The sequence below is a fragment of the Kosakonia cowanii JCM 10956 = DSM 18146 genome (assembly GCF_001975225.1).
GTDB classification, from domain to species: domain Bacteria; phylum Pseudomonadota; class Gammaproteobacteria; order Enterobacterales; family Enterobacteriaceae; genus Kosakonia; species Kosakonia cowanii.
In genome coordinates, this window is record NZ_CP019445.1 from 1,520,006 (window position 1) to 1,536,361 (window position 16,356).

The window sequence follows — 16,356 nt, forward strand, 5'->3', positions numbered from 1 at the left end:
AGAAGCGCTGGCGACACATTGACCAGCTCAATGTGTTGACATAATTTGTTACCAGCAAAGGGGAGTAACTTCTTCGCCGGTGGGTCGTCATTACGGTGCGTTAAGCACCCGGTCGCCGGGCGTCGTTATCGACGTAAGTGAGACCTTGCCGGAAGGCGAGATCCCCCTGCACCAGGCAAGCGGCTAACGTCTTCTGACGTTGGCCGTTTTTGTTTGCGTGAGGATCTGCTGATGAATAGTGTTGGCACACCGATGTTATGGGGCGTTTTCGCCGTTGCCGTGGTAATAATGCTGGCGATCGACCTTCTGCTTCAGGGGCGTCGCGGCGCGCATACGATGACCATGAAACAGGCGGCCGTGTGGTCAGTAGTGTGGGTTAGCCTGTCGCTACTGTTTAATGCCGCCTTCTGGTGGTATCTGACGCAAACCGAAGGGCGCGCGGTCGCAGATACCCAGGCGCTGGCGTTCTTAACCGGTTATCTAATTGAAAAAGCCCTGGCGGTGGATAACGTCTTCGTCTGGCTGATGCTGTTTAGTTACTTTGCCGTCCCTGCGGCACTGCAACGCCGGGTGCTGATCTACGGCGTACTCGGGGCGATCGTGCTGCGTACCATCATGATCTTCGCCGGTAGCTGGCTGATTACCCAGTTCTCATGGCTGCTCTACGTTTTTGGTGCTTTCCTGCTCTTTACCGGCGTGAAGATGGCGCTGGCGAAAGAGGATGAGAAGGGCATTGGCGATAAACCGGTGGTGCGCTGGTTGCGTAGCCATCTGCGCATGACCGACAGCATCGAAAGTGAACACTTCTTTGTGCGCAAAAACGGTCTGCTGTATGCCACGCCGCTGCTGCTGGTGCTGATTCTGGTCGAGCTGAGCGATGTGATCTTTGCCGTCGACAGCATCCCGGCGATCTTCGCCGTCACCACCGATCCCTTTATCGTCCTTACCTCTAACTTGTTTGCTATTCTGGGGCTGCGCGCGATGTACTTCCTGCTGGCAGGCGTGGCGGAGCGCTTCTCGATGCTTAAATATGGACTGTCGGTAATTCTGGTGTTTATCGGTATCAAGATGCTGATCGTCGATTTCTTCCATATCCCGATTGCCATCTCCCTTGGCGTGGTGGGCGGCATTCTGGTGCTGACGCTGCTGATTAATAGCTGGGTTAACTACCAGAACGACAAGAAAAACCGCGCGTAAGCCGTAAATCGCCGCTCTGCCACCCCGGCGAGCGGCGATTTACCACGCCCTGTCGTGCTGGTCACAAAATGCCGACAGCAAAAATGAAAAAGACGCGCCAGAGCGTAAAAGTAGAAATCTCTCTCTTCCCTGTTCTCACAGAGTTCATATACTCCTTTCAGCAAACAATTGTTACATCCTGACAAAGCTCTGTTTAAAAGAGCAGCGGGGTGTGATTCCACAACATGAAAGGAAAATGGCATGACAACACACCGCTCCGCGGGGTTGCTACAGCGTTTCGTTGACGGCAGCCTGGTGAAACAGATTCTTCTCGGCCTCGTTCTGGGGATTTTACTGGCGTGGATCTCGACGCCCGCCGCCATCGCCACCGGTATTCTCGGTACGCTGTTTGTCAGCGCCTTAAAAGCCGTTGCGCCGGTGCTGGTATTGATGCTGGTGATGGCGTCCATTGCCGGACACCAGCAGGGCCAACGCACCCACCTTCGTCCGGTACTGGTGCTCTATTTATTAGGTACCTTTACCGCTGCACTTACCGCCGTGCTGGCCAGTTTCCTCTTCCCTTCCACTTTGCAGTTAGTACCCGGCGCCAGCGATATTACGCCGCCCTCCGGCATTATTGAGGTGCTGCGCGGCTTGCTGACCAGCATGATCGCCAACCCGGTGACGGCAATTATGGAAGCAAACTATATCGGTATCCTGGTGTGGGCCGTCGGGCTGGGTTTTGCCCTGCGTCACAGCAGTGAGACGACGAAAAAAATGGTGCAGGATATGTCGGGCGCCGTCACCTTTATGGTGCGGATCGTGATTCGTTTTGCGCCGATTGGCATTTTCGGTCTCGTCTCCTCGACCCTTGCCACGTCGGGTTTCGGCGCGCTGTTAGGTTATGCGCAACTGCTGGTGGTACTGGTGGGCTGCATGGCATTTGTCGCGCTGGTCATTAACCCGCTGCTGGTCTACTGGAAGATCCGCCGCAACCCCTACCCGCTGGTCTTTACCTGCCTGCGCGAAAGCGGTGTAACGGCCTTTTTCACCCGCAGCTCGGCGGCGAATATCCCGGTCAATATGACGCTGTGTGAAAAGCTCAATCTCGATCGCGACACCTACTCCGTCTCCATCCCGCTGGGAGCAACCATTAATATGGCGGGCGCAGCGATCACCATTACCGTGCTGGCGCTGGCGGCAGTGCATACGCTGGGCATTACGGTCGATCTGCCGACGGCGCTGCTGCTGAGCGTGGTGGCGTCCCTCTGTGCTTGCGGTGCATCCGGGGTGGCGGGCGGCTCGCTGCTGCTGATCCCGCTGGCCTGCAACATGTTCGGTATCTCCAACGATGTCGCGATGCAGGTGGTGGCGGTCGGCTTTATCATCGGCGTGTTGCAGGACTCCTGCGAAACCGCGCTCAACTCCTCAACCGATGTGCTGTTTACCGCTGCGGTGTGTCAGGCGGAAGATGAGCGGCTGGTAAAGAACGCGCTGCGTAGTTAAGCGGCGGAGAGGCAAAAAAAAGCGGCGCTGTCAGGGGAGCGCCGCTTTGCTTAGTGCACCTCAGTGCGATTTATAAAGTTACACCACTTTTGAAGATGGCTAACTCACGGAAATCATTTTTCTCGTTGCAGGTCTGTTTACCGTTAGCGATATCAACAATCACATCGACAAACTCCTCCAGAAGCTGCGGCATTGCTTTGCCGTGGATCAACTGACCTGCATCAAAATCGATCCAGTGTTTCTTTTTCGCCGCCAGCTCACTGTTAGTGGCGATTTTCACCGTTGGCACAAAACCGCCGTAGGGCGTCCCGCGACCGGTGCTGAACAGCACCATATGGCAGCCGGCACCGGCTAACGCGCTGGTCGCGACCGCATCGTTGCCCGGCGCGCTCAGCAGATTGAGGCCGTGGGTTTGCAGACGCTCGCCGTAGCGCAGCACATCAACCACCTGGCTGGCACCCGCTTTCTGCGTACAGCCCAGTGACTTCTCTTCCAGCGTCGTGATGCCGCCCGCTTTGTTGCCCGGTGACGGGTTTTCATAGATCGGCTGATTGTGGGCAATAAAGTACTGTTTGAAGTCGTTAACCATGGTCACGGTCTTCTCAAAGGTACTTTCGTCACGGCAATGGCTCATCAGAATGCGCTCAGCGCCGAACATCTCCGGCACTTCGGTCAGCACCGTGGTGCCGCCGTTGCCAATCACATAATCAGAGAAGCGGCCGAGCATCGGGTTGGCGGTAATACCGGAAAGCCCGTCAGAGCCGCCACACTCCAGGCCAAACTTCAGCTCGCTCAGTTTACCCGGCTCGCGCTTATCGTTACGCATCGCCTCATAGAGCGCATGCAGATGCTCAAGCCCCGCTTCCACTTCGTCGTCCTGATGCTGGCAGACCATAAAGTGGACGCGGTCAGCATCAAATTCACCCAGCGTCTGGCGGAAAGCGTCAACCTGGTTGTTTTCACACCCAAGGCCAATCACCAGCACCGCGCCCGCATTCGGATGACGCACCATGTTTTGCAGCATGGTGCGCGTATTGATGTGGTCGTCGCCCAGCTGTGAACAGCCGTAGGTGTGGCTGAAGAGGTAAACGCCGTCGATATCTTCGGCGTCATGGGTCTCTTTCAGAAAGCGGTTCTGGATCTGACGGGCGATGCCATTCACGCAGCCGACCGTCGGCAGGATCCACAACTCATTACGGATCCCCACTTCCCCATTCGCCCGGCGGTAGATCTGCACGTCACGATCGCCCGCCTGGCTGCCCTCATCCTGAAAATCAGGTTGATAGCTATACTCGTCCAGATCGCTGAGGTTCGTTCGCGCATTGTGGGAATGGATGTACTCGCCCGACGCGATATCTGACGTCGCATGACCAATCGGCAGACCATATTTAACAATGTTTTCGCCCTGCTTGATGGCGTGCAGCGCAAATTTATGCCCGCGCGATACGGCCTGGCGCAGCTGTACGGTCTGGTTGTCGATAACGACTTCCGCGCCTTCAGCAAGATCGGCCAGCGCTACTGCGACGTTATCCAGCGAATGGATCTTGATGTATTGCATATCAACCTCAAACGGCCCTAGTTCAGTTCAATCGCGAAGTAATCACGCGCATTGTTAAAGCAGATGTTTTTCACCATTTCACCCAGCAGCTGAATGTCAGCCGGAGCTTCGCCCGCTTCAACCCAGCGGCCAATCATCTGGCAGAGGATGCGGCGGAAATATTCATGACGGGTGTAGGAGAGGAAGCTGCGGCTGTCGGTCAGCATGCCGACAAAGCGGCTCAGCAGGCCAAGCTGCGCAAGCTGGGTCATCTGACGCTCCATGCCATCTTTCTGATCGTTAAACCACCAGCCGGAGCCGAACTGCATTTTGCCCGGCATGCCTTCACCCTGGAAGTTACCGATCATCGTACCCAGCACTTCGTTATCGCGCGGGTTCAGGCAGTAAAGGATGGTTTTCGGCAGCAGGTTATCTTCATTCTGCTTGCTCAGCAGTTTGGATAGCTCTTCCGCCAGCGGACGGTCATTGATGGAGTCGAAGCCGACATCCGGGCCGAGCAGTTTGAACTGACGCTGGTTGTTATTACGCAGCGCGCCGATGTGGTACTGCTGCACCCATTCGCGACGGGCATACTCCGCGCCGAGCCATACCAGCACCGCAGTTTTAAACTGCGCCACCTCTTTTTCGCTCAGCGTTTCACCCGCCAGGCGACGCGCCAGAATGGCGTCCAGCTCTGATTCAGATGCTTCGGCAAACAGCACCACGTCCAGCGCGTGGTCAGAGACTTTACAGCCATGCGCGGCAAAGTGATCGAGGCGTTTGGTCAGCGCGGTTTGCAGATCGGTAAAGCGGCGGATCTCGGTATCAGAGACTTCACCCAGTTTCGCCATGTAGTCGTTAAAGGTCGCCTGTTCAATATTGAAGGCTTTATCCGGACGCCAGCTCGGCAGCACTTTGGTGCTGAAAGTCGTCTCTTTGGCAATTGCCGCGTGGTGCTCCAGGGAGTCAATCGGGTCATCGGTGGTGCCGACCATTTTGACGTTCATCTGCTGCATGATGCCGCGCGCAGAGAAGCTATCCTGCGCCAGCAGTGCGTTACCACGCTCCCAGATCTCATCAGCCGTAGCAGGCGACAGCAGCTTACCTGTAATACCAAACGGGCGGCGCAGCTCAAGATGCGTCCAGTGGTATAACGGGTTGCCAATAGTGTGCGGTACGGTCGCCGCCCAGGCGTCAAACTTCTCACGATCCGACGCATCGCCAGTACAGAGACGCTCCGGCACGCCGTTAGTGCGCATCGCACGCCACTTGTAGTGGTCACCTTTCAACCAGATGTCATACAAGTTTTTGAAACGGTAATCTTCCGCGATCTGCTGCGGCGGCAGGTGGCAATGGTAGTCGAAAATCGGCTGGTCTTTGGCGTAGTCGTGGTACAGACGGCGGGCAAATTCGGTATCTAGCAGGAAATCTTCGGTCATAAACGGGGTCATTATCGTCTTCCTCTCAACGAGTGCGTCTGATGTCTACCTTAATGCTGTCAAAGTTATCACACCAATTTCTATAGACCGAAGGTATTTTCGTGAGTTGGATCAATAAAAGCAGACAAAAACTGACACGCTAATTGGTTAAACCGCCCGCCAGGCCGCGCCAAATCTGGCTCTCCGCGCCGAAGCTAAAGACCACACAAAGAAAAACACTTTTGTGATGTCACTCACCTTTTCAAGTTGTATGACAAGTTATCTTGCTGCCGTCGAATTGATTACCCGACGGAATGCATTCCCGATAAGACGTTAATCGGAATTAACGGTACGGACGCCGACTTACAAACAGAACGTTTACTGATGGCAGGCTTGGGCCGTAGCGGAACCTCTTTCCGGTTACGCCCTCCCGTTTCCACCCTCCGATGCGAGCGAAGGGTGTCCGCGCAAGCGGTAATAACATAACGATGAGGTTTACATGCGTAAAATCAAAGGATTACGTTGGTACATGATAGCACTGGTGACGGTCGGCACCGTGCTTGGCTACCTGACACGTAACACCATAGCGGCAGCCGCTCCGACGTTGATGGAAGAGTTGCACATCTCGACTCAGCAATATTCGTATATCATCGCGGCCTACTCTGCGGCCTACACCATCATGCAGCCGGTTGCGGGCTATGTCCTCGACATTCTGGGCACCAAAATTGGTTACGCCTTCTTCGCAATTACCTGGGCTATCTTCTGCGGCGCCACCGCACTGGCAGGCAGCTGGGGCGGTCTGGCACTGGCACGCGGCGCCGTGGGCGCAGCTGAAGCGGCGATGATCCCGGCAGGCCTGAAAGCGGCTTCCGAATGGTTCCCGGCAAAAGAGCGCTCCATCGCCGTCGGCTACTTCAACGTCGGTTCATCGATTGGCGCGATGATTGCGCCGCCGCTGGTGGTATGGGCAATCGTTATGCACAGTTGGGAGATGGCGTTCGTTATCTCTGGCGTACTGAGCTTTATCTGGGCGATGGCCTGGCTCATCTTCTATAAGCACCCGCGCGATCAGAAAAAATTGAGCGAAGAGGAGCGTGAATACATCATTGGCGGTCAGGAAGCACAGCACCAGACCAACAACGGTAAGAAAATGTCCGTTCGCCAGATCCTTGGCACCCGCCAGTTCTGGGGTATCGCGCTGCCGCGTTTTCTGGCTGAACCAGCCTGGGGTACCTTTAACGCCTGGATCCCGCTGTTCATGTTCAAAGTGTATGGCTTTAACCTGAAAGAGATTGCGATGTTCGCCTGGATGCCGATGCTGTTCGCGGATCTCGGTTGTATCGTGGGCGGTTATCTGCCGCCGCTGTTCCAGCGCATCTTCGGCGTGAACCTGATTGTCTCGCGTAAAATGGTGGTCACCATGGGCGCGCTGCTGATGATTGGCCCAGGCATGATTGGTCTCTTCACCAGCCCGTATGTGGCGATTGGCCTGCTCTGTATCGGCGGCTTTGCGCACCAGTCTCTCTCCGGCGCGCTGATTACGCTCTCTTCCGACGTGTTTGGTCGTAACGAAGTGGCAACTGCCAACGGCCTGACCGGGATGGCAGCATGGATGGCAAGCACCATGTTCGCCCTGGTAGTGGGTGCGCTGGCAGATACCATCGGCTTTAGCCCGCTGTTCGCGGTACTGGCGCTGTTTGACCTGATGGGCGCGGTGCTCATCTGGACGGTGCTGAAAAACAAATCTGCCGAAGAGGTAGCAAAAGAGCAGGCTGTCGGCTCGCCCGCCGCACAAAGTTAGCCCCGCTTTTTTTAAAACTATTTAAAGCCGCCTGAGGGCGGCTTTTTCGTTATTGACAATGGTGAGAAGGCGCTAAAAGTGGTATAACAAATCCCATTATTGCCCTCTCCTCTGGAGCTTGTATGGAAATCTCCGAACCACGACGTCTCTACCAGCAACTTGCCGCCGAGCTTAAAAGCCGGATTGAGCAAGGCGTTTATCTTGTGGGAGAGAAGCTGCCCGCCGAACGCTTTATCGCCGATGAGAAAAGCGTCAGCCGGACCGTGGTGCGTGAAGCGATCATCATGCTCGAAGTGGAGGGGTATGTCGAAGTGCGTAAAGGCTCCGGCATTCACGTTATCTCCAACCAGGCGCGCCATACACAAGCACCGGATGAGAATCTTGAGTTCGCCAGCTACGGTCCTTTTGAGCTGCTGCAGGCGCGCCAGCTGATTGAGAGCAATATCGCGGAGTTCGCTGCTACGCAGGTGACGAAGCAGGACATCATGAAGCTGATGGAGATCCAGGACAAAGCGCGCAAAGAGAAGTGCTTTCGCGACTCTGAATGGGATTTGCAGTTCCACGTACAGGTGGCGCTGGCAACGCAGAATACGGCCCTGGCCGCTATCGTTGAAAAGATGTGGACGCAGCGCGTGCATAACCCCTACTGGAAGAAACTGCACGACCATATCGATCTGCGCACCGTTGATAACTGGTGCGACGATCATGACCAGATCCTGAAAGCGCTGATCCGTAAAGATCCCCACGGCGCGAAGCTGGCGATGTGGCAGCACCTGGAGAACACCAAACAGATGCTGTTTAACGAAACCAGCGACGACTTTGAGTTCAATGCCGACCGCTACCTCTTCGCCGATAACCCGGTCGTTCATCTCGATACGGCGGCTAACGGCACGAAATAAAAAATCCTCTACAGGCGCGCACTTACACCGCGCCTGTAAGAATTTTGGGTAAGTGAAAAGTATAGAGTGTCAGCGTGTGTAAATACCCTCGCCTCTTTCCGCCTTCCCCCGGCAAAATCACTTCTGAGCGCTTTTCTGACTGACGCATTACCTCAGCCTTTGTTACAATTGGATGCATTTCGCTTCTGTGTGAGTCAGCGCTTGCTCACAGCGCCTCACCAGGATGACCCCTGCACCGGATGTGCCACGAGCGACCATAATGTATGAGAACGTATCGCCGTGCTGTTTCGTACGTAGCAGACGTGACGTAAACCGATGTACCAGGAACACCGAATGGAACTTTTAAGCCAGTTACTTCACGCCCTTTGGAGCCAGGATTTTGAGACGCTGTCGCAGCCTGGCATGATCGGCATGCTCTATTTCGTTTTATTTGTCATTTTATTTCTGGAAAACGGTTTGCTGCCGGCGGCGTTTCTGCCCGGTGATAGCCTGCTGGTGCTGGTTGGCGTATTGATTGCCAAAGGTGCGCTGGGCTATCCGCAAACTCTGTTACTGCTTACCGTCGCTGCAAGTACCGGCTGCTGGCTGAGCTACATTCAGGGGCGCTGGCTTGGCAACACGCGGCTGGTGCAGAAATGGCTCTCTCATCTTCCAGCCCACTACCACCAGCGCGCGCACCATCTGTTCCATAAACATGGGCTGTCGGCGCTGTTAGTCGGGCGCTTTATCGCATTTGTTCGCACATTGCTGCCAACTATTGCCGGACTCTCTGGTCTGAGCAATACGCGTTTTCAATTTTTCAACTGGATGAGCGGCCTGCTGTGGGTGCTGATCCTGACAACGCTGGGTTACCTGTTGGGCATCACGCCGGTGTTTAAAAAGTATGAAGATGCGTTGATGTCCTGTTTGATGCTGCTTCCGGTGGTGCTGCTGGTGATTGGCCTGGTTGGCTCACTGGTGGTGTTGTGGAAGAAAAAACATAGCAATCGGAGCTAAAAGACAATGGAACTGCGTGCGCCTTTTCTGCGCTGGGTATTTACAAGCCTCACTGCTGCGGCGCTCTTTTGCGTGCTGTTTCTCGCCTGGACGGCGGTGCAAAATCGCGAGTCGACGCTTGCGATCCGCCCGCTGACGCAAAACATTACCGTGCCGGATGGATTCTCCATCTGGCATCATCTCGACGCCAACGGCATTCACTTTAAAAGCATCACCCCGCAGGATGACACCCTGCTGATTAAATTCGACTCCAGCGAGCAGAGCGCCGCCGCCAAGGCCGTTCTGGATCGCACTCTCCCCCAGGGGTATGTCATTGCCGCTCAGGATGATGCCGACACCCAAACTTCTGCGTGGCTTAACCGCCTGCGCAACAGCACACACAGATTCGGCTAACCTCTCCAGGATTCTGAATCTTTTCACTAACTTTGGTGTTTAGCCGTTACTTAACTATGCTTGAGTAACGGGACCAGGGTTCACATTACGTAACTGGATGCTGGCGTACCCTGTTTCGCCAGCTAACAACGGAAGGTTATCGACTATGAAAAACCGCATCGCTATGGCGCTGGCTCTTTTTTCTGTTAGCGCTTTTTCCCATGCTGCTTCACCGTGTCAGGAAAAAGAGCATGAGATCCAACGCGAAATCAGCTATGCCGAAAAGCATAACAATCAGAGCCGTATTGACGGGTTGAATAAAGCCCTGCGCGAAGTTCGCGCCAACTGTTCTGATGAGAAGCTGCGCGCTGCGCATCAGAAGAAAATCGCTGAACAGAAAGAAGAGATTGCCGAGCGCCGTCGTGACCTGAGCGAAGCGAAACAGAAAGGCGATGCGGACAAGATTCACAAGCGAGAGCACAAGCTGAAAGAGGCTCAGCAGGAGCTGAAATCTCTTGAAGCGCGTGACTACTGATTAAATGGAAATGACCACACACTCACCTGGAGAGAATTATGTCGAAAGATAATGCTGACCATCTGCGCGCTGAGTTGAAATCGCTGGCGGACACCCTGGAAGAAGTGCTGGGTAATTCTGGTGAAAAATCGAAAGAAGAGCTGAGCAAGCTGCGTACCAAAGCGGAAAAAGCGCTGCGTAACAGCCGCGACCGCCTGGGCGATACCGGCGATGTTATTGCTCGTCAGACCCGCGAAGCTGCTGCCCGTACCGACGAGTACGTGCGTGATAATCCGTGGGCCAGCGTTGGCATCGGCGCCGCAATCGGCGTGGTGTTAGGCGTTCTGATGTCGCGTCGCTGATATGGCGGATTCACGATACGCGCAAGGGCCTGGCAAAAGCGCGCTCGGGATTGGTCAGCGTATGCTGACCATTCTGGTTGAAATGGTTGAGACCCGCCTGCGGCTGGCGGTTGTTGAGCTTGAAGAAGAGAAAGCCAACTTATTCCAGCTGCTCCTGATGGTGGGGCTGACCATGCTTTTCGCCGCATTTGGCCTGATGAGTCTGATGGTGCTAATTATTTGGGCCGTCGATCCGCAATATCGCTTGAATGTGATGATTGCAACCACCGTAGTGTTACTGGTGCTGGCGCTGATAGGCGGCATTTCGACACTGCGTAAAGCGCGGGCCTCGACACTGCTGCGTCACACGCGCCAGGAGTTGTCGAACGATCGCGCCTTGCTGGAGGACGATAAATCGTGAGCAGCAAAGCCGAACGTCTGAAGCGTAAAGCGCAATTGCTCAGCATGATCCAGCAGCAACGTCTGGATCTCACCGCCGGGCGCCGGGACTGGCTTGAAGCCACCGGCGCTTACGATCGCGGCTGGAACACGCTGTTAAGCCTGCGCTCATGGGCGCTGGTAGGCAGTAGCGCAATGGCTATCTGGAGCGTTCGCCATCCTAATATGCTGGTGCGCTGGGCCAGACGCGGTTTCGGTGCCTGGAGCATGTGGCGGCTGGTGAAATCCACCGTTAATGCGCAGCGCTAAAGCGTCACTTGCTTGCTAACACGGGCGATCCTGGGATCGCCCGTTTGCTTTTGTGCTTGGGCAATTTTTTTGAAAGATTTCGACAGTTTTCCTAGCTAACAATATTTTCCCTCCGCGATTAATATCCTCTCCATCAACTGCAAGCCCGCGGCATACGCCGTTTCTTACACAATTTTTACTGCATAACGCCTATGTGGTTCCTGGAGAGAAAGATGAAAAAATTAGACGATGTTGGTTTCCTGGTTGCTCGTATCCTGATGCCAATCCTGTTTATCGTTGCAGGCTGGGGCAAAATCACCGGTTATGCAGGTACTCAGCAATATATGGAATCGATGGGCGTACCGGGCTTCTTTCTGCCGCTGACCATCCTGCTTGAGTTTGGCGGCGGTCTGGCCATTCTGTTCGGCTTCCTGACCCGCACCACGGCGCTGTTCACCGCTGGCTTTACGCTGCTGACGGCGTTTATCTTCCACAACAACTTTGCGGAAGGCGCGAACTCCATTATGTTCATGAAAAACCTGACCATCGCTGGCGGCTACCTGCTGCTGGGCATCACCGGTCCGGGCGCGTTCAGCATCGACCGCGTACTGAATAAAAAGTGGTAAGCGCTCTATACTGACTGAATACACCAAAGCGAGGAGTCCACTCCTCGCTTTTGCTATCAGAAGGAGAAGCAGCAATGGGACAACTGATTGACGGCGTCTGGCACGACACCTGGTATGACACCAAATCCACCGGCGGGCGCTTTAAACGTTCAGAATCGGCGTTTCGTAACTGGCTGACCGCCGATGGCGCTGCCGGCCCCTCTGGCGAAGGCGGGTTTGCCGCTGAAAAAGATCGCTACCATCTCTATGTTTCGCTCGCCTGCCCCTGGGCACACCGCACGCTGATTTTGCGTAAGCTGAAAGGTCTGGAGCCTTTTTTACCGGTTTCGGTGGTGCATCCGTTGATGCTGGAAAATGGCTGGACCTTTGGCGATGATTTTCCCGCCGCGACGGGCGATACCCTCTATCAGCATGAGTTTCTCTATCAACTCTATCTGCATGCCGATCCGCACTATACCGGGCGCGTAACGGTGCCTGTGGTGTGGGATAAGAAGAACCACACCATCGTCAGCAATGAATCGGCGGATATTATTCGCATGTTCAATACCGCATTTGATGGGCTGGGTGCTAAAGCCGGGGATTACTACCCGCCTGAGCTGCGCGAGAAGATTGACGAGCTGAATGGCTGGATCTACGACAATGTGAATAACGGCGTCTACAAAGCCGGTTTCGCCACCAGCCAACAGGCCTATGATGAAGCGGTAACCGGGGTGTTTAGTGCGCTGGAGCGCCTGGAGCAGATCCTTGGGCGGCACCGCTATTTGACGGGCGATCGCCTGACCGAAGCGGATATCCGTTTATGGACAACGCTGGTGCGCTTCGATCCGGTCTATGTGACGCACTTTAAATGCGATAAGCGCCGCATCAGTGATTACCTTAACCTGCATGGTTTCCTGCGCGACCTCTACCAGATGCCGGGCATTGCCGAGACGGTTGATTTTGCGCATATCCGCAATCACTACTATCGCAGCCATAAAACGCTGAACCCGACAGGGATTATCTCTATCGGCCCGTGGCAGGATCTTGATGAACCGCACGGTCGTGACAGCCGTTTTTCCTGAACTTTCGGGCGCGTCACATCGCGCCCAAATAATTCCCCGCCCGACTTATCCCTTTGTAAATTTGCCGTCTATTCTTACTCTTATCGTTGTTAAAACAACGGATTGACCGTTGACCGAGGTAAAAATGGACTGGTATTTCTGGGTACTTCGTAATTACGCCACTTTCCACGGACGCGCCCATCGCCGCGAATTCTGGATGTTCACACTCGTTAACATCATCCTGTTCGGCGTGCTGAATGTGATTGACAGTATCGTGGGCTGGCACCATATCTTAAGCCTTGTTTACGCCCTGCTGATGCTGGTGCCGACGCTGGCGGTACAGGTGCGCCGCCTGCATGACACCAATCGCAGCTGGCGCTGGCTGCTGCTGATGATTATTCCGCTGTTTGGCTCGCTGGTGCTGCTCGCGTTTTATAGCCAGCGCGGCACGCCGCAGGAGAACGAATTCGGCCCGGAACCGCAGCCCTTCCCGCAAATAGTGCATGCGACCGAGCGCGGCGCGTAGCGTTATTTACCGGCAAAAAGCTTGGGTATCTCGCGCAGGCACCACGATTTGCCCTCGCCCATGCTGTCGCGGCGCCAGGCCATAATAATATCCACCTCGCTGGTGTATTCCGGGCTGACCACGCGCAGGCGGCCCTCCGCAATATCACGCTCAACCAGCGGATAGGGCATGGTGGCGACGCCCAGCCCGGCGAGTAGCGCCTGGCGTTTATCTTCAATTGTACTGACCGTCAGCCTCGGCTGTTTATCCAGCAGCTGAACCGTAAGTACCGGGCGTTCGCGGGCGGTATCTGCTACCGCCACGCCGCGATACTTCACGCGCGTCACTTCAGAGAGTGGCTCCGGCTCTTGATGAATCGGGTGCTGCGGCGCGGCGACATAGACGTTCATCACGGTATAGAGCTTGCGGGAGTTGATCTCCGATGAGGAGCGAAAGTGCATATCCGGCGCGATAACAATATCTGCCCGCCCCTGCTCCAGCCGCTCCCAGGCTCCCGCCAGCACTTCGGTGATAATCGATAGTTGGGTGGTGGCTTTCGCCGCCAGCCTCTCCACCAGCGGAAACAGCTCCACCGTCGGTACAAGCGCTTCCGTCACCAGCGTTAAATGGGTTTCCCAGCCGCGCGCCAGCGCTTCGGCGTCGGTCGTCAACTTATCAGCCGCTTCCAGCAGAACGCGCCCGCGCTCCAGCAGCATACGCCCGACATTGGTGAATTTGGTGCGGTGGCCGGAGCGGTCAAACAGCACCACATCCAGCTCTTCTTCAAGTTTTTGCATGGTGTAGCTGAGTGCGGAGGGGACGCGCCCCAGTTCATCCGCAGCGGCGGCAAAGCTACCGCGGCGGTCAATTGCATCCATCACGCGCAGTGCTTCCAGCGTCAGTGCCCTTTCTTTGGCCATAGGTGTTCTCATTCAGGAAATTTGAACATACCGGGCAGAATATCTGGCTAACAATGCAGCGTCCATCCCTTTAACATTGTTTTAAGTAAAGAGAGGTCAAGAATAATGATTACTACCCGAACGGCAAAACAGTGCGGACAAGCTGACTTCGGCTGGCTTAAAGCTCGCTACACCTTCTCCTTTGGACACTACTTTGATCCCAAACTGCTGGGTTATGCATCACTGCGCGTGCTGAACCAGGAAGTGCTCGCACCAGGGGCTTCTTTGCAGCCGCGCGCCTATCCGAAAGTGGATATTTTGAATCTGATTCTGGAAGGTGAAGCGGAGTACCGCGACAGCGAAGGTCATCATGTGCAGGCCAAAGCGGGTGAAGCGCTGCTTATCGCAACCCAGCCAGGCATCAGTTACAGTGAGCACAATCTGAGTAAAGACAAGTCGCTTACGCGCATGCAGCTATGGCTGGATGCCTGCCCGGAGCGGGAAAACGCGCCGGTGCAGAAGCTGACCCTTGCTGATGGTACCTGCCAGTTGCTGGCCTCGCCCGATGGCGATAAAGGTAGCATGCAGCTGCGTCAGCAGGTGTGGCTGCACCATATTTCGCTTAATAAAGGCGAAGAGCTGAAAATCGAATTACACGGACCGCGAGCCTATCTGCAGTCCATTCACGGGACGGTGCATGCCGTCACCCATCACAAAGAGCAAGAAGCCCTCACCTGCGGTGATGGCGCTTTCATTCGTGATGAAGCCACTATCACGCTGGTCGCCGACACGCCGCTTCGCGCGCTGTTGGTTGATTTACCGGTGTAATGAACATTTTTTATCAGGTGAGTAAATGAGTATCCGCACTATGTACAGTTCGTTCGATCGTGTCACCACGAGCCAGGAGAGTTCCGCCGCCGCAAACCAGGCGTTCGGGTTTGAAGAGATGCTGACGGAGCTGGAAGTGATCGTCGAAGAAGCCGTTGTCCGTCTTGCTGAGGAAGAAGAAGCCGCCTGATTGCCAGCCCCGGCGCACGCCGGGGTTCTGTTCCTGCCTTTATGAGGCCGCGCGCAGTGAAAGCGCCCTCTCCTGTCTGAATGCCTCCTGCATAAACCGCCGTAAAATCTCCGCCGCATCCGGCGCGGGTATGACGCCAGCGATTAAGCTGTCGGTGTCGCCACCCTCTTTTTCGATATGGGGACGGTTAAGCCGTAGCAGATCGGTGGCGATCTCCGGTCGCATTTCGGGGTGAAACTGCACCGAAAACGCATTCGGCCCGTAACGCACGATCTGATGCGGATCGTGAACCGAGGCACCAAGCACCGTAACGCCAATGGGTAAACGGGTAACCGTCTGTCGATGGGTCAGGTGGGCGGGAAAGCTCTCTTCAAGATGCGCAAGCAGCGGCTCGTGAGCGGCGGCGGCATTGAGATAAACGGTTTTGGTTCCCGCTTCACGCCCATCTTTGTGGTACTGCACATCGCCGCCCAGCGCCCAGGCCATCAGTTGATGACCATAGCAGACGCCAAACAGCGGCATTTCCATCGCCATCGCCTCGCGGATCCACGCAGCGGTCTGCTCGCTCCAGGGCAATCTGTCCGTAACCATCGCCCAGGATCCGGTGATGATCGCCGCCCGACGCGGATCCGGTGCCGGCAGCACTTCGCCTTCGAACACGCGGATCACCTCGACATCATCAAGCTCACATCCCAGCAGTTGGCAAAACCAGAGTGGCACATCGCCGTGCGCGTCGCGCATGGTCTGTGGAGCGTTCCCCATCTGGAGAATCAAAATCGATTTTTGTTCCATAACAGCAACGCCTCCCGTGGCGAAAAAATAGACATGTGCCAGACAGGGTAGCGCGTTTCGCCGCGAAATTGATCGATTAATTGTTTATGAATTAGACAGAATTAGCGTAGAGAGCGTGAAAATAGCCCAGCGTCGAAGCCGTTTGTAGGCGTGATAAGCGCAATTTGTAGGCCTGATAAGCGCAGCGCCATCAGGCATCTGCACCCATTGCCGGATGGCGGCTCTCGCC

The 16,356-nt window shown here is 55.4% G+C and carries 19 protein-coding genes; 15 read left to right on the forward strand and 4 right to left on the reverse strand.

Annotation, left to right across the window (positions count from 1 at the left end; genetic code table 11):
* Positions 1 to 231 precede the first annotated feature (231 nt).
* Both BWI95_RS06975 and sstT read left to right on the forward strand, forming a co-directional pair.
* The gene (locus BWI95_RS06975; RefSeq protein WP_076769233.1) at positions 232 to 1,197 is read left to right on the forward strand and encodes a TerC family protein; all 966 of its coding nucleotides are present in this window, start codon (positions 232 to 234) and stop codon (positions 1,195 to 1,197) included.
* Positions 1,198 to 1,437: 240 nt separating this feature from the next.
* A complete protein-coding gene (sstT, locus tag BWI95_RS06980; RefSeq protein WP_054802996.1) occupies positions 1,438 to 2,682 on the forward strand; it encodes a serine/threonine transporter SstT in 1,245 nt (414 codons plus the stop codon).
* A gap of 70 nt (positions 2,683 to 2,752) precedes the next feature.
* Here sstT and BWI95_RS06985 read toward each other — a convergent pair whose 3' ends face one another.
* The gene (locus BWI95_RS06985) at positions 2,753 to 4,240 is read right to left on the reverse strand and encodes a UxaA family hydrolase (RefSeq protein ID WP_054802995.1); all 1,488 of its coding nucleotides are present in this window, start codon (positions 4,238 to 4,240) and stop codon (positions 2,753 to 2,755) included.
* Positions 4,241 to 4,257: 17 nt separating this feature from the next.
* Positions 4,258 to 5,670, reverse strand: coding sequence for a glucuronate isomerase (gene uxaC, locus BWI95_RS06990; protein ID WP_042715472.1), 1,413 nt, complete (start codon positions 5,668 to 5,670; stop codon positions 4,258 to 4,260).
* Positions 5,671 to 6,136: 466 nt separating this feature from the next.
* Here uxaC and BWI95_RS06995 point away from each other — a divergent pair, with 466 nt between their 5' ends.
* The 11 genes from BWI95_RS06995 (at position 6,137) to BWI95_RS07045 (ending at position 13,439) form a co-directional block, all read left to right on the forward strand.
* The gene (locus tag BWI95_RS06995; protein ID WP_042715470.1) at positions 6,137 to 7,438 is read left to right on the forward strand and encodes an MFS transporter; all 1,302 of its coding nucleotides are present in this window, start codon (positions 6,137 to 6,139) and stop codon (positions 7,436 to 7,438) included.
* Positions 7,439 to 7,560: 122 nt separating this feature from the next.
* Positions 7,561 to 8,337 (forward strand): transcriptional regulator ExuR, encoded by a 777-nt coding sequence (gene exuR, locus BWI95_RS07000; protein WP_042715469.1) that lies wholly within the window; start codon positions 7,561 to 7,563, stop codon positions 8,335 to 8,337.
* A gap of 333 nt (positions 8,338 to 8,670) precedes the next feature.
* The gene (yqjA, locus tag BWI95_RS07005; protein WP_023481014.1) at positions 8,671 to 9,333 is read left to right on the forward strand and encodes a DedA family general envelope maintenance protein YqjA; all 663 of its coding nucleotides are present in this window, start codon (positions 8,671 to 8,673) and stop codon (positions 9,331 to 9,333) included.
* Positions 9,334 to 9,339: 6 nt separating this feature from the next.
* A complete protein-coding gene (mzrA, locus tag BWI95_RS07010; RefSeq protein ID WP_023480845.1) occupies positions 9,340 to 9,726 on the forward strand; it encodes an EnvZ/OmpR regulon moderator MzrA in 387 nt (128 codons plus the stop codon).
* Positions 9,727 to 9,871: 145 nt separating this feature from the next.
* Positions 9,872 to 10,240, forward strand: coding sequence for a DUF1090 domain-containing protein (locus BWI95_RS07015; protein ID WP_076769234.1), 369 nt, complete (start codon positions 9,872 to 9,874; stop codon positions 10,238 to 10,240).
* Positions 10,241 to 10,278: 38 nt separating this feature from the next.
* Positions 10,279 to 10,581: an ElaB/YgaM/YqjD family protein gene (locus tag BWI95_RS07020; RefSeq protein WP_023480772.1), complete on the forward strand. Its 303-nt coding sequence runs from the start codon at positions 10,279 to 10,281 to the stop codon at positions 10,579 to 10,581.
* A gap of 1 nt (position 10,582) precedes the next feature.
* Positions 10,583 to 10,981, forward strand: coding sequence for a phage holin family protein (locus BWI95_RS07025; protein ID WP_034813644.1), 399 nt, complete (start codon positions 10,583 to 10,585; stop codon positions 10,979 to 10,981).
* On the forward strand, positions 10,978 to 11,268 hold the full coding sequence (locus BWI95_RS07030) for a YqjK-like family protein (RefSeq protein ID WP_042715463.1): 291 nt from the start codon (positions 10,978 to 10,980) through the stop codon (positions 11,266 to 11,268). The genes BWI95_RS07025 and BWI95_RS07030 overlap by 4 nt, the downstream gene beginning before the upstream one ends.
* Positions 11,269 to 11,480: 212 nt before the next feature.
* Entirely contained in the window at positions 11,481 to 11,873 is a 393-nt protein-coding gene (locus BWI95_RS07035; RefSeq protein WP_042715462.1) for a DoxX family protein, read from the forward strand.
* Positions 11,874 to 11,947: 74 nt separating this feature from the next.
* Positions 11,948 to 12,934, forward strand: a complete 987-nt coding sequence (locus BWI95_RS07040) for a glutathione S-transferase family protein (RefSeq protein ID WP_054802993.1) — start codon at positions 11,948 to 11,950, stop codon at positions 12,932 to 12,934.
* A 124-nt stretch (positions 12,935 to 13,058) separates the two neighbouring features.
* Positions 13,059 to 13,439 carry a DUF805 domain-containing protein gene (locus BWI95_RS07045; protein ID WP_054803022.1) on the forward strand — a complete coding sequence of 127 codons (381 nt, stop codon included), beginning with the start codon at positions 13,059 to 13,061 and terminating at the stop codon, positions 13,437 to 13,439.
* 2 nt (positions 13,440 to 13,441) lie between these two features.
* Here BWI95_RS07045 and BWI95_RS07050 read toward each other — a convergent pair whose 3' ends face one another.
* Entirely contained in the window at positions 13,442 to 14,338 is an 897-nt protein-coding gene (locus BWI95_RS07050; protein WP_042715458.1) for a LysR family transcriptional regulator, read from the reverse strand.
* A gap of 105 nt (positions 14,339 to 14,443) precedes the next feature.
* Here BWI95_RS07050 and BWI95_RS07055 point away from each other — a divergent pair, with 105 nt between their 5' ends.
* Both BWI95_RS07055 and BWI95_RS23525 read left to right on the forward strand, forming a co-directional pair.
* Complete coding sequence (locus tag BWI95_RS07055) at positions 14,444 to 15,145, forward strand: pirin family protein (RefSeq protein ID WP_054802992.1); 702 nt, start codon at positions 14,444 to 14,446, stop codon at positions 15,143 to 15,145.
* Positions 15,146 to 15,170: 25 nt separating this feature from the next.
* Positions 15,171 to 15,335, forward strand: coding sequence for a hypothetical protein (locus tag BWI95_RS23525; RefSeq protein WP_023480931.1), 165 nt, complete (start codon positions 15,171 to 15,173; stop codon positions 15,333 to 15,335).
* 39 nt (positions 15,336 to 15,374) lie between these two features.
* Here BWI95_RS23525 and BWI95_RS07060 read toward each other — a convergent pair whose 3' ends face one another.
* Complete coding sequence (locus BWI95_RS07060) at positions 15,375 to 16,127, reverse strand: glutamine amidotransferase (protein ID WP_054802991.1); 753 nt, start codon at positions 16,125 to 16,127, stop codon at positions 15,375 to 15,377.
* Between the last annotated feature and the right edge of the window lie 229 nt (positions 16,128 to 16,356).